General features: G+C 74.2%; 16 protein-coding genes. 9 read left to right on the top strand and 7 right to left on the bottom strand.

Going from position 1 to position 23,435, the window contains the following annotated elements:
- Positions 1 to 740: 740 nt before the first annotated feature.
- The 5 genes from ACGFZP_RS15690 to ACGFZP_RS15670 are packed head-to-tail and all read right to left on the bottom strand — an operon-like array spanning position 741 to position 6,090.
- Complete coding sequence (locus ACGFZP_RS15690) at positions 741 to 1,694, bottom strand: ABC transporter ATP-binding protein (RefSeq protein ID WP_392932599.1); 954 nt, start codon at positions 1,692 to 1,694, stop codon at positions 741 to 743.
- Positions 1,691 to 2,722: an ABC transporter ATP-binding protein gene (locus ACGFZP_RS15685; protein WP_392932596.1), complete on the bottom strand. Its 1,032-nt coding sequence runs from the start codon at positions 2,720 to 2,722 to the stop codon at positions 1,691 to 1,693. Before ACGFZP_RS15685 ends, ACGFZP_RS15690 begins: the two co-directional genes overlap by 4 nt.
- Positions 2,719 to 3,597: an ABC transporter permease gene (locus ACGFZP_RS15680; protein ID WP_392932593.1), complete on the bottom strand. Its 879-nt coding sequence runs from the start codon at positions 3,595 to 3,597 to the stop codon at positions 2,719 to 2,721. The genes ACGFZP_RS15685 and ACGFZP_RS15680 overlap by 4 nt, the downstream gene beginning before the upstream one ends.
- Complete coding sequence (locus ACGFZP_RS15675; protein WP_392932590.1) at positions 3,584 to 4,543, bottom strand: ABC transporter permease; 960 nt, start codon at positions 4,541 to 4,543, stop codon at positions 3,584 to 3,586. Before ACGFZP_RS15675 ends, ACGFZP_RS15680 begins: the two co-directional genes overlap by 14 nt.
- A complete protein-coding gene (locus ACGFZP_RS15670; RefSeq protein WP_392932587.1) occupies positions 4,540 to 6,090 on the bottom strand; it encodes an ABC transporter substrate-binding protein in 1,551 nt (516 codons plus the stop codon). The genes ACGFZP_RS15675 and ACGFZP_RS15670 overlap by 4 nt, the downstream gene beginning before the upstream one ends.
- Positions 6,091 to 6,395: 305 nt before the next feature.
- Here ACGFZP_RS15670 and ACGFZP_RS15665 point away from each other — a divergent pair, with 305 nt between their 5' ends.
- The 5 genes from ACGFZP_RS15665 to ACGFZP_RS15645 all read left to right on the top strand — a co-directional run bounded on the left by ACGFZP_RS15665 (position 6,396) and on the right by ACGFZP_RS15645 (position 13,069).
- Positions 6,396 to 6,995 carry a TetR family transcriptional regulator gene (locus tag ACGFZP_RS15665; protein ID WP_392932586.1) on the top strand — a complete coding sequence of 200 codons (600 nt, stop codon included), beginning with the start codon at positions 6,396 to 6,398 and terminating at the stop codon, positions 6,993 to 6,995.
- A gap of 334 nt (positions 6,996 to 7,329) precedes the next feature.
- Positions 7,330 to 9,093 (top strand): sulfatase, encoded by a 1,764-nt coding sequence (locus tag ACGFZP_RS15660; protein ID WP_392932583.1) that lies wholly within the window; start codon positions 7,330 to 7,332, stop codon positions 9,091 to 9,093.
- 91 nt (positions 9,094 to 9,184) lie between these two features.
- Entirely contained in the window at positions 9,185 to 10,147 is a 963-nt protein-coding gene (locus tag ACGFZP_RS15655) for a formylglycine-generating enzyme family protein (RefSeq protein WP_392932580.1), read from the top strand.
- 421 nt (positions 10,148 to 10,568) lie between these two features.
- Entirely contained in the window at positions 10,569 to 11,306 is a 738-nt protein-coding gene (locus ACGFZP_RS15650; RefSeq protein ID WP_392932578.1) for a tyrosine-protein phosphatase, read from the top strand.
- Positions 11,300 to 13,069 carry a glycoside hydrolase family 3 protein gene (locus ACGFZP_RS15645; protein WP_392932574.1) on the top strand — a complete coding sequence of 590 codons (1,770 nt, stop codon included), beginning with the start codon at positions 11,300 to 11,302 and terminating at the stop codon, positions 13,067 to 13,069. The genes ACGFZP_RS15650 and ACGFZP_RS15645 overlap by 7 nt, the downstream gene beginning before the upstream one ends.
- 74 nt (positions 13,070 to 13,143) lie before the next feature.
- On the opposite strand, the gene ACGFZP_RS15640 is transcribed toward ACGFZP_RS15645, so the two are convergent.
- Positions 13,144 to 14,439 (bottom strand): serine hydrolase domain-containing protein, encoded by a 1,296-nt coding sequence (locus ACGFZP_RS15640; RefSeq protein WP_392932571.1) that lies wholly within the window; start codon positions 14,437 to 14,439, stop codon positions 13,144 to 13,146.
- Between the two features lie 534 nt (positions 14,440 to 14,973).
- Positions 14,974 to 15,810 (bottom strand): hypothetical protein, encoded by an 837-nt coding sequence (locus ACGFZP_RS15635; RefSeq protein ID WP_392932569.1) that lies wholly within the window; start codon positions 15,808 to 15,810, stop codon positions 14,974 to 14,976.
- Positions 15,811 to 16,010: 200 nt separating this feature from the next.
- Here ACGFZP_RS15635 and ACGFZP_RS15630 point away from each other — a divergent pair, with 200 nt between their 5' ends.
- The 4 genes from ACGFZP_RS15630 (at position 16,011) to ACGFZP_RS15615 (ending at position 23,301) form a co-directional block, all read left to right on the top strand.
- Positions 16,011 to 17,006 carry an aldo/keto reductase gene (locus ACGFZP_RS15630; RefSeq protein WP_392932567.1) on the top strand — a complete coding sequence of 332 codons (996 nt, stop codon included), beginning with the start codon at positions 16,011 to 16,013 and terminating at the stop codon, positions 17,004 to 17,006.
- A 331-nt stretch (positions 17,007 to 17,337) separates the two neighbouring features.
- A complete protein-coding gene (locus ACGFZP_RS15625) occupies positions 17,338 to 19,980 on the top strand; it encodes a PKD domain-containing protein (RefSeq protein ID WP_392932564.1) in 2,643 nt (880 codons plus the stop codon).
- Positions 19,981 to 20,753: 773 nt separating this feature from the next.
- Positions 20,754 to 21,215 carry a hypothetical protein gene (locus tag ACGFZP_RS15620; RefSeq protein WP_392932563.1) on the top strand — a complete coding sequence of 154 codons (462 nt, stop codon included), beginning with the start codon at positions 20,754 to 20,756 and terminating at the stop codon, positions 21,213 to 21,215.
- Positions 21,216 to 21,954: 739 nt separating this feature from the next.
- Entirely contained in the window at positions 21,955 to 23,301 is a 1,347-nt protein-coding gene (locus ACGFZP_RS15615) for a M14 family metallopeptidase (RefSeq protein WP_392932561.1), read from the top strand.
- Positions 23,302 to 23,435 lie beyond the last annotated feature (134 nt).

Below are 23,435 nucleotides of genomic sequence, written 5' to 3'. Positions count from 1 at the left end.
GGGTGCGCTGTTCGGGCGGGCGCCCGGGTAGGCCTCGGGGTGCAGGAGGTAGCCGCGCTCCTCGGGTGTCTTCTCCACCCCCACGACCAGCGGGTCGGCCTTCGCCCAGGCGTCCTCGCGCACGCCGGTGACCAGTCGGCCGGCCTCCCGCCTGCGGCACGCCGCCCCGAACGGTGAAACCGTCGCCGCCGGGGTGGCGGACCACGTGCAGGTTCGAAGCCGGGCAGTCCGGCAGGTGACGGTCGCCTCGCCCTTGCCGGGATGACCCGCGGGGCGGATGCGCCGCGGCGCGACTGTGCTGGGGGTGACGGCCGGTCGGCGCAGGCCGTCCGGCCCGGACGCTGCGTCAGCTCCTTCGGATGCCCGGGCACCGGCTCACATCAGGTCCTCGAACGCGGTCGTGAAGCCCTCGGCGGCCAGCCGGTCGGACACCTGCCGGACGGTTCCGGGGGCGGAGGCGGACACCGGCGCAGCGGCGCGAAAGACCGGCTGGGCCCCACCACCCCGGGGGAGGAGGTGGCGGGGCCTGCCTGGTCTGTGCGGCGTCGGCCCGTCGGCCCGGCGGACCGGCGGGCGGCTACCGGCCGGGCGCCCGAGGTGGCGGCGATTCCGGCGGAGCGGGCCCTTCCGCAAGCCTCCCGGCCAGGCTGACCCGCGGTCAACACCCACACCCGGTAAGCGCCCGGGCGTCCGGTGCAGCGCTGCCTCAAAGGGCAGGTCGGACGGGTCGGCGGGGCGTCTCAGGGGCCGGTGGGCAGCGGGCGGTGGCAGGCCACCGTCCGGCCCGGGGAGACCGCGCGCAGGGCGGGGGTCTCGTCTGCGCAGCGGGCGTCGGCGAGCGGGCAGCGGGTGCGGAAGCGGCAGCCGGAGGGCGGGTCGAGCGGGGACGGCGGGTCGGCGGGCAGCAGGCCGGTGTCGCCGAGCGGGCGGCCGGGTTCGGGGACGGCCGCGAGCAGGGCGGCGGTGTACGGGTGGGCGGGGGCGGCCAGCACCTCCTCGGTCGGGCCCTGCTCGCAGAGCCGGCCGAGCTGCAGGACGGCGAGGTCGTCGCTGACGGCCCGGACCACGCCCAGGTCGTGCGAGATGAACAGGCTCGCCAGGCCGCGCTCCTCGGTGAGCCGGCGGAGCAGGTTGAGCACGGTGGCCTGGGCGGAGACGTCCAGCGCGGAGACCGCCTCGTCGGCGATCAGGACCCGGGGTCCGGCGGCGAGCGCCCGGGCGATGGCGACCCGCTGGGCCTGGCCGCCGGAGAGCTGGCCGGGCCGGCGCTCGCCGAACAGGGCGGGTGGCAGGCCGACCGCGTCCAGCTGCGCGGCCGCGAAGGCCTCGCGGTCGCGCGCCGGGTCGGGGTGGGCGTCGAGCGGTTCGGCGACCAGGTCGCGGACCCGGCGGCGCGGGTTGAGCGAGGAGAGCGGGTCCTGGAAGACCATCTGCATCCGCGGTCGGAGCGCCCGCAGCGCGCGGGGGGTGAGCGCGGCGAGGTCGGTGCCGTCCAGGGTGACGGTTCCGGCGGTGGGCGGGGGCAGCCGGAGCAGGGCCTTGGCGATGCTGCTCTTGCCGGAGCCGGACTCGCCGACGAGGGCGAGGGTGCGGCCCGCGCGCAACGTCAGGTCGACGCCGCTGACGGCGTGCAGCGGCCCGGAGCGGGTGCGGTGGACCACCGAGAGCCCGGTGGCGTGCAGGACGGCGGTCATGCGGGGTGCTCCGACGGGGTGAGGGAGGGGCCTGGCGACGGGGTGGGGGCGGCGGTGAGCGGGAGGTGGCAGGCGGCCGTGTGCCCGGGGCCCGCCCGGTGCACGGGCGGGGCCGTCGTGCCGCAGAGCGAATCGGCGCGCTCGCAGCGCGGCGCGAACGGGCAGCCGGCCGTCGGGCGGGAGAGGTCGGGCGCCGAGCCGGGGATGGCCGGCAGGGTGCGCCGCAGCGGACCGGTGACCCGCGGCACCGAGCGCAGCAGCGCGGCGGTGTAGGGGTGGGCGGGCCGTTCGGTGACGGCTTCGGTGGGGCCGGTCTCGACGACCCGGCCGCCGTACATGACGGCGATCCGCCGGGCCCGCCCGTACAGCAGGCCGATGTCGTGGGTGATCAGCAGGGTGGCCAGGCCGCGGGTCTCGCGGTGGCGGTCGAGCAGGTCGAGGACGGTGCGCTGGACGGTGACGTCGAGGGCGGTGGTGGGTTCGTCGGCGAGCAGCAGGGCGGGGCTGCCGGCGAGGGCGGCGGCGATGCCGACGCGCTGGCGCAGGCCGCCGGAGAGCTCGTGCGGGTAGGCGCGGGCGCGCCGGGCGGGGTCGGGGACGTCGACGGCGGCGAGCAGTTCGGCGGCGGTCTCCAGCCGGGCCCGGCGGCCGAGCCGGCGGCGGTTGGTGAGCGACTCGGTGACCTGGTCGGCGATCCGGACGACCGGGTTGAGGGAGGTCATCGGGTCCTGGTGGACCATGGCGATGCCGGTGCCGAGCAGTTCGGTGCGCCGGGCGGGGGTGGCGCCGAGCAGGTCCTCGCCGTGCAGCAGCACCTGCCCGGTGGACCGCGCCCGGGTGGTGCGGGGGTGCACCCCGAGGACGGTGCGGGCGAGCACGGACTTGCCGGAGCCGGACTCGCCGACCACGCCGAGGCACTCGCCGGCGCCGATCGAGAGGTCGATGTCGTGCAGGATCTGCACGTCGCGGCCGTCGGGGGCGACCAGGGCGGTGTTCAGCGAGCGGATCTCCAGGACCGGGGTGGTCACTTCGACGCTCCCTTCGGTGCGGACGCGGGGGACGGCGAACGCAGGTGTTCGCCGAGGTAGTTGAGGGCGAGGACGGTCGCGCACAGCACGGCGGCGGGGGCCAGCGAGATCCACGGCGCGCTGCCGAGGGTGGTGCGGCCCTCGGCGATGATGCCGCCCCAGGACGGCTCCGGCGGGCGGAGGCCGAAGCCGAGGAAGCTGAGCGAGCCCTCGGCGACGATGGCGACGGTGGTGGCGGTGAAGGCGAAGGTCAGCGCGATCGGCGCGACGTGCGGGACGATCTCGCGGCGCAGGATGCGCAGCGGCGCGGTGCCGATCATCCGGGCGGCCAGGACGAAGCCGCGTTCGGTGAGCGAGAGCACCACCGCCCGTACCACCCGGGTGAAGTGCGGGACGGTGAACAGGCCGATCAGGGCGCCGATCACGGGCAGGCTCGGGCCGCGCAGGGCGACCACGATCATCACCAGGATCAGGGTGGGTACGGACATCAGCAGGTCGGTCACGAAGCCGATGGCCTTGTCGAGCGGGCCGCGGAACCACCCGGCGGCGACGCCGAGCGCGCCCCCGCCGAGCAGGCCGACCGCGATGGTCAGGGCGGCCACCGCGAAGGAGGCCCGGGCGCCGGCGACGGTCCGCTGCAGGACGTCCCGCCCGGAGGCGTCGGTGCCCAGCCAGTGGCCGGGGCCCGGGGCCGCGGAGGGGTGGGCGAAGTCGCCGTGCAGCGGGTCGAAGCCGGGCAGCAGCGGGAGCAGCAGCGCCGCGAGGGCGACCACGGCCAGCCAGCCGGTCGCGGCGAGCACGCCGGACGGGGGTCGGCGCCGGCCCGCGCGGGCGGGCGCGGCCGGTTTGGCCAGGGCGGTGTCAACGGTGGTCATGGGCGATCCTCGGGTCGATCGTGCGGTACAGCAGGTCCACCGCGAGGGTGGCCGCGACGACTCCGACGGCGCTGACCACCACGACGGCCTGCACCACGGGGAAGTCACGGCCGGCGATGGCGGTGGAGGCCAGGTTGCCGACGCCGGGCACCGCGAAGAGGGTCTCGACCAGGACCGAGCCGCCGAGCGAGGTGCCCACGCCGATGCCGATCAGGGTGACCAGCGGCAGCGAGGACGGCCGCAGGGCGCGCCGCAGCAGCAGCCGGGCGGTGCCCATGCCGCGGCTGCGGGCGGCGGCGACGTAGGTCTGGTCGAGGGTCTCCAGCAGCTGGCCGCGCAGGGTGCGGGTGAAGACCGCGGCCTCGGTGAGGCCGAGGGTGAGCGCGGGCAGGACGAGGTGGCTCAGGTTCTCCACCGGGTCCTCGGTGAACGGCACCCAGCCGGTGGCGGGCAGCACCTTCAGTTGGACGGCGGCGATCCAGATCAGCAGCAGTCCGAGCACGAAGCCGGGGACGGCGAGCCAGACGAAGGCGCCGGCGGTGGCGATCCGGTCCACCGTTCCGCCCGGGCGCCAGGCCGAGAGCAGGGCGACCGGGACGGCGATGCAGAGCGCCACCAGCTGGGCGGCGACGAAGAGTTCGAGGGTGACGGGGATCCGGTGGGCGAGTTCGGTGGTGACGGCCGCGCCGTTGGCGAGCGAGTGCCCGAGGTCGCCGTGCAGGGCGGCGGCCAGCCACCGCCAGGTGGCCGTGAGCACGTTGTCGTCCAGGCCGAGTCCGGCCTCGTAGGCGGCGATCTGCTCGGGGGTGGCGGTGGCGCCGAGGGCGGCGGCCGCCGGGGAGCCGGGCATCAGGTGCGGCAGGGCGAGCGCGGCGACGGTGACCAGCAGCAGGACGGCGGCGGCGCGGCCGGCCCGTCCGGCGAGGTCGGCGATCCGCGAGGTCACGGCTTCACCCACAGCGCGGCCGGGGAGACGTTGATGACGGTCCGCCTGGAGAGGTCGGGCAGGCCGCCGACCTTGGCGGAGGCGATGAAACCGGCCGGGTTCTCGGTGAGGAACAGCATCGGGGCCTGCTCGACGACGTCCTTGGCGGCCTCGTTGTAGGCGGCGGCCCGCTGGGCGGTGTCCAGGGCGGCCCGCCCGGTGGCGATCGCCTGGTCGGTCTTCGGGCTGCTCCAGCCGGTGAAGTTGTACGGGGCGCCGGTGCCGTACAGGGTGCTCAGCGCGGTGTCGGTGTCGCCGAACAGGCTGGTGACGAAGTCCATCACCTGGAACTTGCGCTGGATCAGGGCGGTGCCCAGGCCCGTCGGGTCGAGCGGCTTGACGGTCATCTTGACGCCGGCCTCGCCGAGCATCTGCTGGAGGACGGTGGCGCGCTGCTGGCCTTCGGGGCGGTTGTCGACCTGGTACTCGAAGGCGAGGTCCGGGTGCCCGGCCTCGGCGAGCAGGGCGCGGGCCCTGGCCGGGTCGTGGGCCGGGTAGCCGCTCGTGCCCGCGGCGCGGTACGGGGAGGCGGAGTTGACCGGGCCGTCCGAGACCTTGCCCTGGCCGAGGTAGACGACCTTCTCGACGGCCTCCCGGTCGACGGCGTACTGGAGGGCCTGGCGGACCCGGGGGTCGTCGAAGGGCGCGGCCTTGGTGTTGAACAGGACGGTGGAGGTGGAGCCGGGGCCGGTGGCGGTGCGCAGCCCGTCCGCGGCGGCCTGCTTCAGCTGGGCGGGCGTCTCGCCCCAGACCAGGTCGGCGTCGCCGGAGCGCAGCGACTGGTAGCGGCTGTCGGCGTCCGGCAGCACCCGGTAGACGACCTTGTCGGCGTGGCCCTTGGCCCCCCAGTAGGAGGCGTTGCGGGTGACGGTCACCGAGACGCCCGGTTGGACGCTCTCCACGGTGTACGGGCCGGAGCCGACCGCCGGGGCGTCGCCGGCCGGGGCCTCGGAGACGTAGCCGAGGGAGCGGGTGAACAGGTTGGGGAACGCCGCGTTCGGCGCCTTGAGGGTGAAGGCGACGGAGGTGGGGCCGTTCACCATGACGCCGCCGATGGTGGCGGCGTCGGCGGCGCAGGAGCACTTGCTCTCCGGCTTGGCGAGGCGGGCGACGTGGTCGGCGACGGCCTGCCCGTCCAGCGGCTTGCCGTCGCTGAAGGTCACGCCCTCGCGCAGTTCGAGGGTCCAGGCGGTGGCGTCGGCGTTCGGGGTGAACGCCTTGGCCAGGTAGGGCTGGACGGTCCCGTTGTCCCCGTTGACCATCAGCGGGTCGTAGAGCGCGTTGGCCAGGATCATCATCGGCATCGAGGTCAGCCCGGTGTCGGCCGGGTCGAGTCTGGCGAACGGGCGGTCCAGTCCGACCTTCAGGGTGCCGCCGTCGACGGCCGGGCCGTCCTTCGCGGCCGCGGCGGCGCCGCCGGACACCGCGTCGTCGGAGGCCGAGCAGGAGGTGAGGGTGATGGCCGCAGTGCAGACGGCCGCTGCCAGAACGTGCTTGTGCCGCTTCATGGTTCCTCGGGGTTCCTCGGATCGGGGAGGGGTGGGGCGGCGGTGCTCGACCGCCGCCGTGGACCACCTTTGGGAAGTGGCACAGCTGCCAAAAGGCAGTTGTGCAAACTTCGAATGACGAGCTGTCGAAGAATCGGCACTCGCCTTGAGCGCGCCTCGCCAACCGTGATTCCTTAAGGGTGCGGACAGTTGGGCGACCTCGTCCGACCCGGTCCGACCCGGTCCGACCGGGAACGGCCGGCGCGTTCCGGCGACGACCGGCGGCGGAAGACAGCAGCAGACAACGGCAGAAGGAGCGACCACGCATGCAGGGGCAGGGGACGGACAGCGCGGCGGAGACCGGGCTGCGCGACCGCAAGAAGGCGCGGACGCGGGAGACGATCCGCACGGCCGCACTCGACCTCTTCGAGGAGCAGGGCTTCGAGGGCACCACGGTGGACCAGATCTGCCGCCGCGCCGACGTCGCCCACCGCACCTTCTTCCGCTACTACCCCAGCAAGGAGGCCCTTCTCTTCGGCTGGGACTTCGGCAACGTCATCCTCGACGCCTTCGCCGCCGCCCCCGCCGACCTCGCCCCCTGGGCCGCGCTCGAACACGCCCTCATCGCCACCGGCGGGCGGATGGAGGAGCCCGCCGAGCACACCGCCCGCCGCCGCGCGCTGCGACTGCGCTTCCTCGGTATCCGCACCGTCCACGACCACGCCCTGATCCTGGTGGACTCCTTCGCCCAGCGCGCCGTGGTGATCGCCGGTCAGCGGCTGGGCGTGGACCCGGCGACCGACCTGCGGCCGCAGGTGCTCGGCACCGCACTCGGCGGGCTGATCCGCCGGCACATCATGGTCGGCAGCGAGGAGGGGCTGCTGGCGGCCTGGACGGCGGCGCTCCGCGAGCTGACCGCGCCGTAGCCCTGCGGCCCCGGCTCCACCAGGGCACCTCGCACCACCCCACCGGGCGGCAGCCTGTTTCGCCCGGTGAACGGCCTGATAAATGAACGCCGCAGCCGTTGACGGCCCCCGGCCTGCGGCCAGAACACTGGGCACCGGATGACCTTCGCCCTCGTCGCCGAACCGCGAGGCGGCGATCCGGCCTGCCCGGAACGCCCGGTGGACGCCCGGCCCGCCGGTGGACGCCCCGGTCGACCAGGACGCCCGGGTCGACCGGCCGGAGCACCCGCTCCCCCGCTCTTGAGCACCGACAGCCGGAGGCGAAGGCCACGCCGGCTGGAGAGGAGAACGCCCGATGAAGGCGATCATGGTCATGTTCGACAGCCTCAACCGGCACATGCTGCCGCCGTACGGAGGGGACTGGACGCACGCCCCGAACTTCGCCCGCCTCGCCGAGCGGTCCGTCACCTTCGACAACGCCTACGCGGGCTCGATGCCCTGCATGCCGGCCCGCCGCGAGATCCACACCGGCCGCTACAACTTCCTGCACCGCAGCTGGGGCCCGCTGGAGCCGTTCGACGACTCCATGCCCGAACTGCTCAAGCAGAACGGCGTGTACACCCACCTGGTCAGCGACCACCCGCACTACTGGGAGGACGGCGGCGCCACGTACCACGGCCGCTACAACACCTGGGAGTTCTTCCGCGGCCAGGAGGGCGACGCCTGGAAGGGGCACGTGGCCGACCCCGAAGCCCCCGAGGACCTGAAGAAGCTGCGCCGTGAGGCCTACCGGCAGGACTGGGTGAACCGCTCGTACCTGACCACGGAGGACCGGCACCCGCAGACGCTGACCTTCGACGCAGGCCTGGAGTTCATCCGCACCAACCGGGACGCGGACCGGTGGTTCGTCCAGATCGAGACCTTCGACCCCCACGAGCCGTTCTTCAGCCACCAGCGCTACAAGGACCTCTACCCGCACGACTACGACGGCCCGCACTTCGACTGGCCCGACTACAAGCGCGTGGTGGAGACCGCGGGCCAGGTCGAACACGCCCGCCTGGAGTACGCGGCACTGCTGTCGATGTGCGACCAGTCACTGGGCCGGGTCCTCGACCTGATGGACGAACAGGGCCTCTGGGACGACACGCTGCTGATCGTCAACACCGACCACGGCCTGCTGCTCGGCGAGAAGGGCTGGTGGGGCAAGGTCGTCCAGCCCTGGTACAACGAGCTCGTCCATCTCCCGCTGTTCGTCTGGGACCCGCGGGCCGGCGCCGCCGGCGAGCGCCGGGAGGCCCTGGTCCAGACGATCGACCTCGCGCCGACGCTCCTTGAGTACTTCGGCGTCGACCGGCCGGCCGACGTCCAGGGGAGCCCGCTGCCGGTCGCCACCGACACCGCGGTGCGCGAGGCGGCGCTGTTCGGCATCCACGGCGGCCACGTCAACGCCACCGACGGGCGGTACGTCTACATGCGCGCCCCGGCCTCCCCGGACAACGCGCCGCTGCTGGAGCACACCCTGATGCCCACCCACATGCGCGGCCGCTTCACCCCCGCCGAACTGGCGGACCTGGAGCTCGCCGAGCCGTTCACCTTCACCAAGGGCGTACGCACGCTGCGCCTGAAGGGCCGCACGTTCATCAACCCCCACCAGCACGGCACGCTGCTGTTCGACCTGGAGACCGACCCCGAGCAGCGCACCCCGATCGTCGACGACGCGGTCGAGCAGCGGATGGCGACCCTGCTGGTGGAGCTGCTGCGGGCGGGCGACGCCCCGCCGAGCCAGTACGAGCGGCTCGGCCTGCCCGCCGAGGGACCGGTCGGCGAGCAGCACCTGCTGGTGCGCGCCCAGCACGAGCAGGCCCGCAAGGCCGCCGAACCGCTGCCCAGCCCCGAGGACTACCCCGCGGGACGCCTCTCCCTGCGGACCTCGGTGTTCGCCCTGCTCTCCGACCCGGCCGCCGTCGAGGTGATGCGCAGGCACCTGCCCGGCATCGTCGACTCCGAGTTCCTCCAGTTCCTCGGCCCGACGCCGCTGATCGACGTCGCCGCTCTGGCCGGCGGCCTGACGGACGTGTCCGCGCTGCGCCTGGTGGCCGAGGAGCTCGCCGCGCTCTGATCCGGGGCGCCGCCCCCGCACCGCTCCCGTACCCCGCCCCGATCCCGGTCGGCCGTACCACGGCCGGCCGGGCCGACTCCCGGAGTAGCCCATGCCTTCGTCCCCGCTCCCGGCACCCTGCTGCACGCCCTCGCGCGGCGGCGGTCCGATCCGCCTGCTCGACGCCGCCCCCGTCCGCACCGGGGGCTCCCCGGACGGCATGGTCCTGCTGCCCGGCGGCGAGTTCCTGATGGGCACCGACGACCGCGAGGGCTTCCCCGACGACGGCGAGGGCCCCGTGCGCCGCGTCCGGCTGGACCCGTTCCTGATCGACACCTGCGCCGTCACCACCGGGCGGTTCGCGGCGTTCGTCGCCGACACCGGCTACCGGACCGAGGCCGAACAGCTCGGCTGGTCCTACGTGTTCGCCGGCTTCCTGCCGGCCGCGCACCGCCGCACGGCCGCACGGGTGGAGCGCACCCCCTGGTGGTGCGCGGTGAACGGCGCCGCCTGGGACCGGCCGGAGGGGCCGGGGAGCTCCGTGGCGGACCGCGGCGACCACCCGGTCGTCCACGTCTCCTGGAACGACGCGCACGCCTACGCCTCCTGGGCCGGCAAGCGCCTGCCCACCGAGGCGGAGTGGGAGTACGCGGCGCGCGGCGGCCTCGAACAGGCCCGCTACCCGTGGGGCGACGAACTGAACCCGGACGACACCTACCGCTGCAACATCTGGCGCGGCACCTTCCCCACCAGGAACACCGCCGCGGACGGCTACCGCGGCACCGCCCCCGTCGACGCGTTCGAGCCGAACGGCTTCGGCCTGTACAACGTCTCCGGCAACGTCTGGGAGTGGTGCGCCGACTGGTGGACCACCGAGCACCCGGCGCAGCGGCCGCTGCCCGGCCCCACCGGCCCGGCGACCGGTTCGGCCAAGGTCATCCGCGGCGGCTCGCACATGTGCCACAAGTCCTACTGCAACCGGTACCGGGTCGCGGCCCGCAGCGCCAACACCCCCGACAGCTCCAGCGGCCACACCGGCTTCCGCTGCGCCCGGGACGCGGCCGGGCCCGCCTGACCGATCGCAGGCCCCACCGCCGCACCGGCGCCCGACGGGCGGTCTGCACCGGTGCGGCGGTGGCGTTTTCGCACCTGCGACCGACGTTCCACCTCCTGGCAGCGGCCTCGCTCCGGAAGTGGCAGTACTGCCAAAAGGCAGTTGTGCAAACTTCGGGTGACGGGCCATCGAAGACTTGGCACGCGGCTTGAACGGCCCTGACCGGGCGTGATTCGCTGCCAACGGCGGCGAAAACCGCCCCGGGCCCGCCGGCCCGTCCGGGCCGCGCGTCCCTCCCGCCGGCCCCCACTGCGCCGGCCCCGCGTTGGCCGACCCCCAATCGCCGGCCTTCCGTTCGCCGGCCGCCCCGCCGCCGGATTCGGCCCCGCCCCGCGCAGCGCGAGAACCGCTCGCCCGCGCCCGCTCCACCGAGAGGTCCCGCATGTCCCTGGTCAACTTCCGCGACCCCGCCGTCCTCACCGACCCCGACGGCCTGCGGATCCGCCCCGGTGCGCTCTACCGCTCCGCCCAGCCCTTCCCCGCCGCGGACGAGGCCGTCGTCGAGCAGCTGCGCACCGCCGGCATCCGCACGATCGTGGACCTGCGCGGCGCCGCCGAGTGCGAGACCGCCGACTGGGCCGCCGCCGAGGCCGCCGGCCTCACCGTCGTCGCCGCCCGGGTCGAGCCGACCAACGGCGCCCTCGACGCCGCCATGCGCGACATGACCACCGCCGCCGACCTCGGCGCCTTCTACCTGCTGATGGCCGAGTCCGCCCCCGCGTCCCTCGCCGCCGCCGTCGAGGCGGCCGCCCGCCCCGGCGGGGTCCTGCTGCACTGCGCCGCCGGCAAGGACCGCACCGGCCTGCTCACCGCCCTGCTGCTCGACCTCCTCGACGTGCCCGCCGAGCGGATCGTCGCCGACTACGCCCGCACCGCCGAGGCGCTGCCGCAGATCTTCGCGGGCCTGGCCCGGCGCCACCGGGCCGCCCTCAACGACGGCCGGGAGTTCCACGTGCCCGCCCCGCTGCTGGAGGCCCCCGCCGAGGCGATGGCCGTCTTCCTCGACCTCGTCCGCACCCGGCACGGCGGCTCCGCCGCCTTCCTCGCCGCCTGCGGGGTCGCCCCCGCCACCCTGGACGCCTTCCGCGCCAAGGCCGCCGCGGAGGCCGTCGCATGCTGACCACCCTGCGCCACCACGACGGCACCCCGTTCCGCGACCTCAACCACAACGGCACCATGGAGCCCTACGAGGACCAGCGCCTGCCCGTCGAGGAGCGCGTCGACGACCTGCTCGGCCGGATGACCCTCGCCGAGAAGGCCGCCCTGATGTGCCACGCCCGGATGCTCGCCGGCGATCAGGGCCCGTTCCCCTCCGGCGCCGCGCTGATCGGCGACCGCGGTCTCACCGCCTTCGCCATGATGGCCGTCCCCGACGCCCGCACCATGGCCGACTGGAACAACCACGTCCAGGACCTCGCCGCCGCCGAGCGCCTGGGCATCCCCGTCACCCTCTCCTCCGACCCCCGGCACGGCTTCAGCGCCAACCCCGCCACCGCCTTCACCGGCGGCGGCTTCAGCGCCGGCCCCGAGCCGATCGGCCTCGCCGCCACCGACGACCCCGCCCTGGTCGAGGAGTACGCCGCCCTGATCGGCCGCGAGCTGCGCGCCGTCGGCATCCGGCTCGCCATCCACCCGATGGCCGACCTCGCCACCGAACCGCGCTGGGCCCGGATCAGCGGCACCTTCGGCGAGGACCCCGACCGGGCGTCCCGCATGATCGCCGCCTACATCCGCGGCCTCCAGGGCGAGCGGCTCGGCCCGGACAGCGTCGCCTGCATGACCAAGCACTTTCCCGGCGGCGGCCCGCAGGAGGGCGGCGAGGACTCGCACTTCGCGGCCGGTCGCCGACTCGTCTACCCGGGCGGCGCCCTTGACCAGCACCTGCGCCCCTTCGAGGCGGCGTTCGAGGCCGGCACCGCCCAGATCATGCCCGCTTACGCGATCCCCTCCGGCAGCGGCCTCGCCGAGGTCGGTGCCAACTTCAACCACGACGTCATCACCGGCCTGCTGCGCGGCAAGTACGGCTTCGACGGCGTCGTCTGCACCGACTTCAACGCCATCACCGGTATGGAGGTCCCCGGCATCGTCACGCTGCCCCCGCGCCACTGGGGCGTCGAGCAGCTCTCGGTGGCCGAGCAGGTGGTCCTCACCCTGGACGCCGGCGCCGACCAGCTCGGCGGGGAGAGCGACCCGGAGCTGATCCTGGCCGCCGTCCGCTCCGGCGCGGTGGGCGAGGACCGGATCGACCAGTCCGCCCGGCGCATCCTGCGCGACAAGTTCCGCCTCGGCCTCTTCGACGACCCGTACGTCGACCCGGACGCCGCCGCCGAGACGGTCGGCACCCCGGCCGGACGCGCCCTCGGCCGCCGGATGCAGCAGCGCTCCCTGGTCCACCTCGCCGGGGCACCGGTGACCGGACCGCGCCTCTACGTCGAGGGGGTCGACGCCGCGACCGCCGCGGCGTACGGCACCGTCGTCGACCGGCCCGAGGACGCCGACGCCGCCGTCGTCCGGATCGCCGCGCCCTACGAGCCGCGCGAGGGCTTCCTGGAGCCCTTCTTCCACAGCGGCTCGCTGGAGTACCCGCCCGCGGAGGCCGAGCGGCTGCTCGCGATCGCCGCCGCCGTCCCCACCGCGTTCGTCGTCCACCTCGACCGGCCGGCCGTGCTCACCCCGCTGGCGCCCCACGCCGCCCTGCTCGTCGGGGAGTTCGGGGCCTCGGACGAGGTGGTGCTGGACGCCGCGCTCGGCCGCGCCGGCCTCCCCGGCGTACTCCCCTTCGACCTTCCGTCCTCGATGGCCGCCGTCGAGGCCGCCCGCGAGGACGTCCCCTTCGACACCCGCGAGCCGCTGTTCCGCTGCGGCCACGGAGCACCCCGCTGAGGCACTGAGTCGATGGAGCCCGCCCCGGAGCCGCCTCGGAGTCGTTCCCGAGACGGCTCCGAGGGCCCCTGCGGTCAGATCCGGGTGTCCTCCACCACCGGGACGAGGTGGCCGTTCGCCGCGCCCGCGCCGTCCTGCTGCGCACCCGACCCGGGCGCGGTCAGGGCGCTGCGGGGCGCGGCGGCGGCCGGCTTCTTGCCGCAGAAGGCGGGCTCCAGCGCGCCCATCAGCCCCTGCGTCACCGCGCCGTTGTTGGAGGCGTTGGCGAAGACGACGACGCTGCGGCTGCCGTCCGGGGTGGCGAAGCTCTGGGTCTGGTAGCCCTGGACGATGCCGCCGTGGCCGAAGACCGTCCCGCAGGAGAGGGTGATCCGGCGCAGGCCGAGCCCGTAGCCGATCGTCGCGGTGGGCGTGGGGAGCGCGCTGGTCATCTGCTGCAGCGACTCGTCCGTGACGAGCCCGCCGGCGCTACCGGCCAGCAGTGCGGTGAGGAACCGGTCCATGTCGCCCGCGGAGGAGATGACCGCACCGGCGCTCCACAGCCAGGACGCGGTCTGCTCGGTGGAGTCCAGCAGCGGCTTGGCGCGGTCGTCGTTGGTGAGGTAGCCGGTGATGTGCGAGCCGGTGATGCCCTTGTCCGGCGCGACGAAGGACGTCCGGCGCAGGTTCAGCGGCTCGATCACCTCGTCGCGCAGCACGTCGGCGTAGGGGCGGCCGGTGAGGTGCTCGACCGCGATGCCCAGCAGCACGAAGTCGGTGTTCGAGTACGAGTACCGGGTGCCCGGCGTGTACTGGACCCCGTGCCGGACCGACCCGGCCACCAGCTCCTGGGGCGTGTAGACGTTGTTGCGGATACGCGCCTCGAAGGCGCTGGTGGTCTCCTCGCCGGCCTGCTCGAGGAGGTCGTTGGTGTGGTCGTAGATCCCCGCGCGGTGCTGCATGACCTGGCGGACGGTCATCGCCCAGTCGGCCGGCAGCGTGCCCTCCGGAAGGTAGTCGCGCATCGGCTTGTCCAGGTCGATCCGGCCCTGCTCGACGAGCCGCATCACCAGCACCGCGCCGAACATCTTGCTGTTGCTGCCGACCCGGAACCGCCAGTCGGCGTTCATCGGCGTCCCGTCGAGGTCGGCCTTGCCGAGGCTGAGCGACCAGCCGAGCTCGGGGTTGCCGTGATCCCGGATCACGGCGAACGCGCCCGGCGCGCCCGCGTTCAGGGTGTTCTGCAGTGCTGCACGCACCGCGGTCCGGTCCGGCGTGGGCGCCGCGGCCGTCACCTGCTCGGCGGCGGCGCTCCCCGCCCCGGCGCCGGCCACCAGCAGCGCGCCGACCACCGCGACCGCCGCCGAACGCACAAACCCGGTCTTCACCATGCCGCTGGACCCCTGTTTCTGTTGCCTCGTCACCTCACGCGGCGATCCGCGCGGACCAGGATCCTATCTCCCGAATGTGATGAATTCTGACGGTTGGTCACCCAGGGCAGCCTCCATGGCACCTTCGGGCAGGACTTCCGGCGCGAGCTCCCCACCGCCTCCGGCCTGCGGGTACCGGTGCCGCGGGCCCGCCTCGACCGGTCCGCCCGGGGCCGCCGCCCGGCCCGAGGGGTGGCTACGGTCGGTGATGGCGCCCGCCGCGTGCGGACGGCGTGGACCGCCCCTCGCCGGCGCGACGGCCGGGCGCCGGTGTGAGACGTTGGACGGGGGGCGTAGCAGGGAGGAGTGGCCATGTCGTCGAAGCGACGCCGGAAGAAGAAGGGCCGCCGGAAGCACGCAGCCAACCACGGCAGGCGGCCGCAGTGCTGAACCCTCGGCGCCGACCCCTCGGCGCCGAACCGATCCGGCCCGGCGGCGGACGTGGAGTCCGCCACCGGGCCGGTCTGCGGGCCTGGCTCCAGCGCGGGGTTCCGCTCAGGGAGTCTTCGGGGTGCCCAGGAAGCGGTGGAGGGAGGCCGTCAGGGCGGTGACGAAGGCGTCGCGGACCGGCTCGGGGACGCGGTCCAGCGACAGGTAGGGGTTGAGGTCCTCCAGCTCGACCAGGAGGAGTTCGCCCTCCCGGCTACGGCAGGCGTCCACCCGCTGGATGCCGTGGTCGAGGGTGTTCCACTCGACGAAACGGCGGGCGAAGACGAGGTCCGCCTCGCTGGGCTCGTAGGGTTCGAGGACCCAGCGCCGGTCCGGGTCGGGCGCGTGCAGGGCGTACTGGAAGGCGTCGTCGACGAAGTAGAACGACACCTCGTAGCGGAAGTCGACGTGCGGCTGGACCAGCACGTCGCCGTACGCGAGGACGGCCAGCTCGTCCTGCCCGACGAAGCGCAGGCCGATGGAGTCCGCCCCCGCCTTCGGCTTCACCACGTACCGGCCCGTCCCGGGGAGAAGCCCGAGGTCCTGGGGCCGGTCGACGGTGGGGATGACCGGGTATCCGGCGGCGGTCAGGTCCAGCAGGTACTGCTTGCCCGCCATGTCGCCCCGGCCGGACAGCGGGTTGTAGACCCGGGTGCCGCGCGCCGCGGCCTGCTCGCGGAAGGCCTCGTACTGCTCCTGGTAGTGCAGCACCGGACCGCTGTTGCGGACCACCACGGCGTCGAAGGCGTCCATCAGCGCGGCCGCCTCCAGCGGGTGGCACAGGGCGATGTCGAAATCCGCCCGGAGGCGGGAGGACAGCTCGATGTCCTCGTCGCAGTACCGCCGGCCGCGGGCCTGGTAGGCGAGATCGGTCACGAACAGAACGCTGGGGCGGGTGGGCACGGCGGGTCTCCTCGGTCGATGGCCACCAACCTACCCACCGCCCTCCGGCGGGCTGCATCCGGAGCAGGCCACTCCGGATCGGAGCGGGTCAGGGAAGGCCGGAGCAGGTCAGGGGCGGTCCGCGGGCAGGCGGCGGATAGGGTCGGGTGCGGGCGGGCCCCCGGCCGCCGCCCACCGCAGCTCTCGAAGGGACCTCCGCCATGCCGACCGCACCCGCCACCGGACCCGCCGCCGACCCGACGCTCGCGCGGTTCGGCCTGGGCACGGCCGCGGTCGGGCGACCCGGGTACATCACGCTCGGGCGCGACCTCGACCTGCCGGCCGAGCGCACCGTCGAGGCGATGCGGGCGCGGACCCACGCCCTGCTCGACGCCGCCTACGCGGCGGGGGTGCGGTACTTCGACACCGCCCGGTCGTACGGCCGCGCCGAGGAGTTCCTCGGCGCGTGGCTCGCCGCCCGGCCGGAGTGCGCGGCCGACGTGGTGGTCGGCAGCAAGTGGGGCTACACCTACACCGCCGACTGGCGAGCGTCCGGGGTGCCCGTGCACGAGGTCAAGGAGCACTCGGCGGCGGTGTTCGACCGCCAGATCAAGGAGACCAGGGCACTGCTGGGCCCACGGCTGCACGTGTACCTGGTGCACTCCGTCACGCCGGACAGCCCGGCGCTGACCGACCCGGCGCTGCACGCCCGGCTGGCGGAGCTGGCCGCCGAGGGCGTCCGGGTCGGCCTGTCCACCAGCGGCCCGGCGCAGGCCGCCACCGTCCGGGCCGCGCTGGAGGTGACGGTGGCGGGCCGGCCGCTGTTCGCCGCCGTCCAGTCCACCTGGAACCTGCTGGAGCCGTCCGCCGGACCGGCGCTGGCCGAGGCGCACGCGGCGGGGTGGCTGGTGGTGGTGAAGGAGGGCATGGCCAACGGCCGGCTCGCCGACCGCAACGCCACCGGTCCCGACACGGCCGCGCTGCGCGCCGCCGCCGACCGGGCCGGCACCTCCTGCGACGCGCTGGCCCTGGCCGCGGCCGCCGCCCAGCCCTGGGCGGACGTCGTGCTCTCCGGCGCGGCCACCTCCGCGCAGCTGGCCTCCAACCTCACCGCCGCGGGCCTCCACCCCTCCCCTGCGGACCTGGCGGCGCTCGCCCCGCTCGCCGGGCCCGCCGAGGCCTACTGGCGCACCCGCGCCGCGCTGCCCTGGGCCTGAGCACAGCCGTGCCCTGCGCGCCCGGGCCTGAGCTTGTGCTCAAGCCCTAGGGTCTGGCCCGGTCGCGTTCGGTGATGCTCTCGGGGCGTCGGACGGTTTTGCCCACGTCGTAGCGGGTGGCCGGCCGGTGGTTCTTCGAGCCGAGCGGCCCGCCGGGGCCGGACCGACCGGCCCCGCCCCGCAGGCGCGTCACCGCAGGTGGGGGGCGGTCACAGCCGTCGGAAGGCCTCGTGATAATCATTGTGCCCGCGCTCCTGGCGGGCCGACCCGCCCCGACCCGGCCCCCGCCCGCCGGGTCGACCCCCCGTCCCCACCCCCGAAGGACCGCACCGTGCGTCCCCATCGTGCCAAGGGCCTGCTCGCCGCAGGCCTCGTCACCGTGCTCGGCGGCCTCCCCACCGCCACCACGGCTTCCGCCTCCACCACCGGCCCCACCGACGAGGCGAGCGGGGTGTTGCGGGTCGACGGCTGGGACCCGGCGTGCTCGGACTCCGGGACGGGCACGGCCGCGAAGCCGTTCTGCTCCGTCAACGCGGCCACCGCGGCGGCCCTGCCGGGTCAGACCGTCGAGGTGGCCCGAAGCGCGTTCGGCTCCGACACCGTGATCACGAAGTCGGGCGAGCCCGGCCGGCCCCTCACCATCCGGGGCGCAGCCGGCACCGCGGTCGGCGGCGATGTGCGGCTGTCCGGTGTGCACGACGTCGTCGTGGAGTCGATGGACGCACGGGAGGTGCAGATCACCGGCTCCAGCCGGGTCACCGTGGTGCGCACCGAGGCCTCGGGGATCAAGGTCACCGACTCCCCCGGCACGACCCTCACCAACAACACGGTGACCGACGGCTGCACCACCGGCATTGAGCTGGCCGGCGACTCCTCGGGTTCGAACATCTTCAACAACGTGGTGGTCAACCACTTCTCGCCCGCCGCGCCGTACTCCTGCCCCAACCCCGCGGGCGCGGAGATCGTGGTTTCCACCCTCTCGGCGAAGGACACCCGGGCTGGCTCGAACACCGTCGCGCCGTACTGGACGAACTTCAGCAACGGTACGCCGTACCTCTGGGCCGGTACCCGGCACGAGACGCCCGAGTCACTGGCGGCCGCGACGGACGGCCGGGCGGGCGAGCACGACTACGTGGTGGCGCGCTGGGTGCCCGGCAACGCGGCGAACAGCGAGGTCGTCGACTCCGCCGACGAGACCGCGCCGGGCTTCGTGCCGGCCGCGCATCCGGCCGACGACCCGTGGCGGCCCAACCTCGGCACCGGTCTGGGCTACCACGACCGTGGGGCGAGCGAGCGCCAGGAGCCGATATCGGTGGCCCAGCTGACGGTCGACCACCAGCAGGCCCCGTACGGCACCGAGATCACGATGACGGCGACCACCGGCTCCGATTCGGCGCACTGGCCGACCTCGGTGATGTCCTACCGCTACGACTTCGGCGACGGCACCCCGCAGGTCACGTCCGGTTCCCGTGTCGTCAAGCACACCTACGCCAAGGCGGGCACCTTCTACGCGAACGTCACCGTGGACACCGGCGGCGGCCAGCCGTTCACCGGCCGGTACGCGGTGCAGGTGCAGAGCACGACCCCCGGGCCGCTGACCGCCCGCGCCACCGTCCAGCAGGTCGTCCCGGACCAGTTCGACACGGCCGACGCCCCGCCGCTGGGTGTGAAGCTCGACCCGTCGGCGACCTCCTCTCCGTGGCCGGTCTCCACCGTCGTGGTGGACTACGGCGACGGCTCCCCCGCCGTCACCCGGAACACCCTGGACGCGACCGTCCACGGGTACGCCTCGCCGGGCGACTACACCGTCACGGTGACCGTCACCGACACCGCCGGCCGCACCAGCACCGCCGCCTACCCCTTCCGGGCCGCGTACGCCCCGACCGGGTTCCTGCGCACGGAGCCGTACCGGCTCGCCGACACCCGGGAGGACCCGAACCTGGACCTCGCGGGCGGGCGCGAGGTGCCGTTCACGCTCCCGACCGGCACCGCGCCCGGGGCGAACGGCGTGCCGGGGAACGTCACCACGGTCGTCCTGAACGTGACCGTCACCGGCGCCACCGAGGACACCCACCTCACCGTCTGGCCGACCGGCCAGGCCCGCCCGATCACCTCGAACGTGAACGTGGCCGCCGGCCGCACCTCGTCCAACCTGGTCACCGTGCCGATCGGCGACGCCAAGCGGATCAGTACCCTGCTCAACGCCGGCCGCGCCGAGGTCATCGTCGACGTCGTCGGCTTCTACCGGCCCAACGGCGGCCACCTCTTCACCCCGCTGCCGCCGAGCCGACTGGTGGACACCCGCGACAGCGGCAAGCTCGGGTCGGGCGAGACCCGTGCGGTGAAGGTCGCGGGCGTCGGCGGCGTCCCGGCGGACGCGACCTCCGTGGTGCTCAACCTGACCAGTACCGAGACCGCCGTGGACACCCACCTGAAGGTGTACGCGGGCGGCGGGACCAAGCCGGTCAGCTCCAACCTGAACCCGGAGCCCGGCAAGGACAAGTCCAACCAGGTCGTCGTCCCGGTCGGCCCGGACGGCACCGTCAACGTGTACAACCACAACGGTTCCACCCACGTGATCCTCGACGTCTTCGGGTACTACTCCCCCAACGGGAAGGCCAAGTACACGCCCACCGTGCCCGTGCGTCTGACCGACACCCGCACCACCCCGTTCGCCAAGCCCGGCCCGGACAGCACCACCACCGTCACCGGCATCCCCGCCGGCGCCCGGGCGGCCGTCCTCAACGTGACGTCCACCAACACCACCGAGGACAGCTACCTCACCGTCCACGCCCACGGGGCCGCGCGTCCCGGCACCAGCAACCTCAACCTGCTGGCCGGCCAGACCGTGCCCAACCACGTCACCACCCCCGTCGACGCGAACGGCAGCGTCGACATCTACAACCACGTCGGCAGCACCGACGTCATCGCCGACCTGTTCGGCTACTACACCGACGCCTGGCCGAAGCCCTGACCCTGCCCCTGACGCCCCCGCCGTCGGCCGACGGCGGGGGCGGGGACGGGCGCGGGGCGTCGGCGCGGACTTCGTGGACCGGATCGGCAGGCAGGTCCGTTCGTACTCCCACGCCGGTATGACGGCCACCACCGAGTGGCAGATGATCGCCGACTCCTTCCTCGACCCACCTCGGCGCCCTCTCCACCACCCGGCCGGCCCTGGACTCCCCCGAGGCCAGGGCCGCCCTCAAGGACGGGTGTCAAGACCACCCACGTCGCTTCGCAAGGCATTCTCCGCCGCGGCCGCGGCCATGGCCGGGCTCGTGGCCGGCGGCGCCCTGATCGCCGCCCCGGCCGCCCAGGCGTCCACCTACACCTACATCGGCATCCACCCGACCCGCCGCCTGCCACGCAGCCGACCAGGCGTATGTGAACAGCCACCAGGCCATCGCCTACTTCTGCGACACCGCCACCGAGACCGGCCCCGCGCGGCTCTCCGCAGTCCTCTACTGAGCCGCCGGAACGCCCCGATGGTGGGCCGCGCAGCCAGCGACCCACCATCGGGGCCATCCCCGCGGGCAAGTCCCTCGGACTGACCACAACCCGCACACGCGACCCCGTCCCCCCGTCCCGCCCCATCGGCTCCGGTTGGCCACGCCCCGGTCCCGCGCCAACTCATCGCCCCGGTTTTCCATCTGACGGTGACTCAGCTACAGTCCCTAGTGCAATATCACATTGCAATGGCCTCCTGGAGGATCCAGGCGGCCTTCGCACACCCAGAAAGAGGACCTCATGATCCACAGGATGCTGACGACGGCCGCCGCCCTCGGCACCCTCGGAACGGCCCTGATCGTCGCGGGCCCCGCCGGCGCAGCCACGGCCTCCGACCCGTCCGACACCCCCACGACCACCTGCACCTACCGCCTGCAGGTCGGTCTGGCGACCAAGCTGTGCACCACGGTGAGCGGGGGCACCGTCCAGTTCACCGGCCACATCGGCCTGGCCGGCCCGCCGAGCCCCGGCAGCCCGTTCCCCCAGCAGCAGCAGCTCAGCGTGGTCCTGACCGCCGACGCCGGCGCCGACGCCGCGCTGGGGACGCTGCAGCGGACCGTCACCTTCCAGAGCCAGCCGGTGGAGGTCGGCGCCGTGGGCGGCGCGGTGGCGTGCGGTTCGACCGCGCACGCCTCGTTCTCGGTCTCGTCCTTCGGCCGGTACACCACCCCGATCACCACCGATGTCCCGGTGACCTGCTGATCCGCTCGACCCGCCCGACCTGCCCGACCCGCTCGCCGACCCACCGATCCGGCACCCCGGCGAAGCGCCTGACAGCACCTGACGGCGCCTCACAACGCCGGGCGTCGGGCCGGCCCGGCGGACGGAACACGCAGACCACAGGCGGCCCCGTCGACCCGGCGGGGCCGCCGTCGTCGCACCCGCAGACCCGCCCGAAAGACCGTCACCGGAAGAACGCGACCGGGTCCGCCCTTTTCTTGAGCAGTTGTCATGACTGAAACGGCGTCAGACCGGGCATACCCTCAGTACCCGCCGATGGGCCCGGCTGAAGCTCCCCCACGAGCGCAACCGGGCCCCTGGCTGGCGGCCGGGCCTGGACGTGACTTCCCCCACGGAGTAGCGACCAGGCCCGCATAATGTTCTCCCAGCGACACGCAGCGTACATGCCACATCCACGTTGCGCTACCTCGCATCGATCCGACGCCCATCCGCCCCCGCCCCGAGCCCCCGACCGCCGCACGACCACCGCGCGGTCGCCTCGCGGCCGCCTCGCGGAATCCGGCGCCGGCCTGGGCGCCCCCGGGCGCCGGGCGCAGCCTCGGACGTCGTGCGACCAGGCGGCAGAACCTCGGGGCCGGGGCCACGGGAAGAGCCTGCCGGGCGCATTGACGAATCCATGACACTGACGGACCATCATGCTGGCGCGCGCCTCAGTTCCTCCCCTGTTCCGTCCCTACGGACCCCCCACAGGAGGACAGTCATGCGACTGCCCCGCCGAGGGCGGCCTGCCGCGGTCACCGCGATCCTGCTGGCCCTCGCACTCGCCTCCCCGCTCACCACCCAGGTCTCCGCGCACCCGGCCACCGCCGACACGGCCGCCACGGCCGACACCGCCCGGCAGTACCTCCTCGACGGCCCCCGCACCGTCGCCGAACGCACCGCCGTCGCCGCCACCGGCGCCTCCGTGGACGCCGTCCGGACCGACTCGGTGGTGGTCACCGCCACCCCCGCCGAGCTCGCCCGGCTGCGCGCCCTCGGCTGGCTCCCCACGCCGCTGCCGGTCCAGGGCGCCACCACGGGAGCCGGCGGGGAGTCACTCGGCGCAGCGGTGTACGACTTCCCGAGCGCCGACTCCGGGTACCACAACTACGCCGAGGCCACCGCCGACATCGACGCCGTCGTCGCGGCGCACCCCGACATCATGAGCAAGCGCGTCATCGGCACCTCCTACGAGGGCCGGCCGATCGTCGCCGTCAAGATCAGCGACAACGTCGGCACCGACGAGAACGAACCCGAGGTGCTGTTCACCGCCCACCAGCACGCCCGTGAGCACCTGACCGTCGAGATGGCCCTCTACCTGCTGCACGAGTTCGGCGACAAGTACGCCACCGACAGCCGGATCGCCAACGCCGTCAACAGCCGCGAGATCTGGGTGATCCCCGACCTCAACCCGGACGGCGGGGAGTACGACATCGCCACCGGCCGCTACCGCAGCTGGCGCAAGGACCGCCAGCCCAACAGCGGCGGCAGCACCGGCACCGACCTGAACCGCAACTGGGACTACAAGTGGGGCTGCTGCGGCGGCTCCTCCGGCTCCACGTCCAGCGAGACCTACCGCGGCGGCGCCCCCGAGTCCGCCAAGGAGACCAAGGTGGTCGCCGACTTCGTCCGCACCCGCGTGGTCGGCGGCAAGCAGCAGATCACCGCCGCCATCGACTTCCACACCTACAGTCAGCTGGTGCTCTGGCCGTTCGGCTGGACCACCGCCAACACCGCCACCGGGATGACCGCCGACGAGTACAACACCTTCGCGACCTTCGGCCGGACCATGGCCGGCACCAACGGCTACACCCCCGAGCAGTCCAGCGACCTGTACATCACCGACGGCGCGATCGACGACTGGCTGTGGGGCGCGCACCGGGTGTTCGCCTACACCTTCGAGATGTACCCCGGCCCCAACGGCAGCAGCGGCTTCTACCCGCCCGACGAGGTGATCGGGCGTGAGACCAGCCGCAACCGCGAGGCCGTGCTGCGGCTGGTGGAGACGGCCGACTGCATGTACCGCGCGATCGGCAAGCAGCAGCAGTACTGCGGCATCGCCGCCTGATCGACGGCGCACCGGCCGGGGGGGGGGGGGCCGGGGGGGGGGGGGGCCCCCCCCCCGGGGGGGGGCCCCGCGGGGGGGGCCCCCCCCCCCCCCCCCCCCCCCCCCCCCCCCCCCCCCCCCCCCCCCCCCCCCCG

The sequence above is a fragment of the Kitasatospora sp. NPDC048239 genome, assembly GCF_043202015.1.
Classification (GTDB): Bacteria; Actinomycetota; Actinomycetes; order Streptomycetales; family Streptomycetaceae; genus Kitasatospora.
The sequence above is the reverse complement of the archived record's forward strand: the minus strand, read 5'-3'. Positions and strand labels throughout refer to the sequence as shown.

What these genes read in the sequence shown, in the direction of transcription:
- ACGFZP_RS15690 (WP_392932599.1), bottom strand. Translation starts at nt 1,694, where the DNA reads ATGACCGCCGTCCTGCACGCCACCGGGCTCTCGGTGGTCCACCGCACC.
- ACGFZP_RS15680 (WP_392932593.1), bottom strand. Translation starts at nt 3,597, where the DNA reads ATGACCACCGTTGACACCGCCCTGGCCAAACCGGCCGCGCCCGCCCGC.
- ACGFZP_RS15670 (WP_392932587.1), bottom strand. Translation starts at nt 6,090, where the DNA reads ATGAAGCGGCACAAGCACGTTCTGGCAGCGGCCGTCTGCACTGCGGCC.
- ACGFZP_RS15665 (WP_392932586.1), top strand. Translation starts at nt 6,396, where the DNA reads ATGCAGGGGCAGGGGACGGACAGCGCGGCGGAGACCGGGCTGCGCGAC.
- ACGFZP_RS15660 (WP_392932583.1), top strand. Translation starts at nt 7,330, where the DNA reads ATGAAGGCGATCATGGTCATGTTCGACAGCCTCAACCGGCACATGCTG.
- ACGFZP_RS15655 (WP_392932580.1), top strand. Translation starts at nt 9,185, where the DNA reads ATGCCTTCGTCCCCGCTCCCGGCACCCTGCTGCACGCCCTCGCGCGGC.
- ACGFZP_RS15650 (WP_392932578.1), top strand. Translation starts at nt 10,569, where the DNA reads ATGTCCCTGGTCAACTTCCGCGACCCCGCCGTCCTCACCGACCCCGAC.
- ACGFZP_RS15645 (WP_392932574.1), top strand. Translation starts at nt 11,300, where the DNA reads ATGCTGACCACCCTGCGCCACCACGACGGCACCCCGTTCCGCGACCTC.
- ACGFZP_RS15640 (WP_392932571.1), bottom strand. Translation starts at nt 14,439, where the DNA reads ATGGTGAAGACCGGGTTTGTGCGTTCGGCGGCGGTCGCGGTGGTCGGC.
- ACGFZP_RS15630 (WP_392932567.1), top strand. Translation starts at nt 16,011, where the DNA reads ATGCCGACCGCACCCGCCACCGGACCCGCCGCCGACCCGACGCTCGCG.
- ACGFZP_RS15620 (WP_392932563.1), top strand. Translation starts at nt 20,754, where the DNA reads ATGATCCACAGGATGCTGACGACGGCCGCCGCCCTCGGCACCCTCGGA.
- ACGFZP_RS15615 (WP_392932561.1), top strand. Translation starts at nt 21,955, where the DNA reads ATGCGACTGCCCCGCCGAGGGCGGCCTGCCGCGGTCACCGCGATCCTG.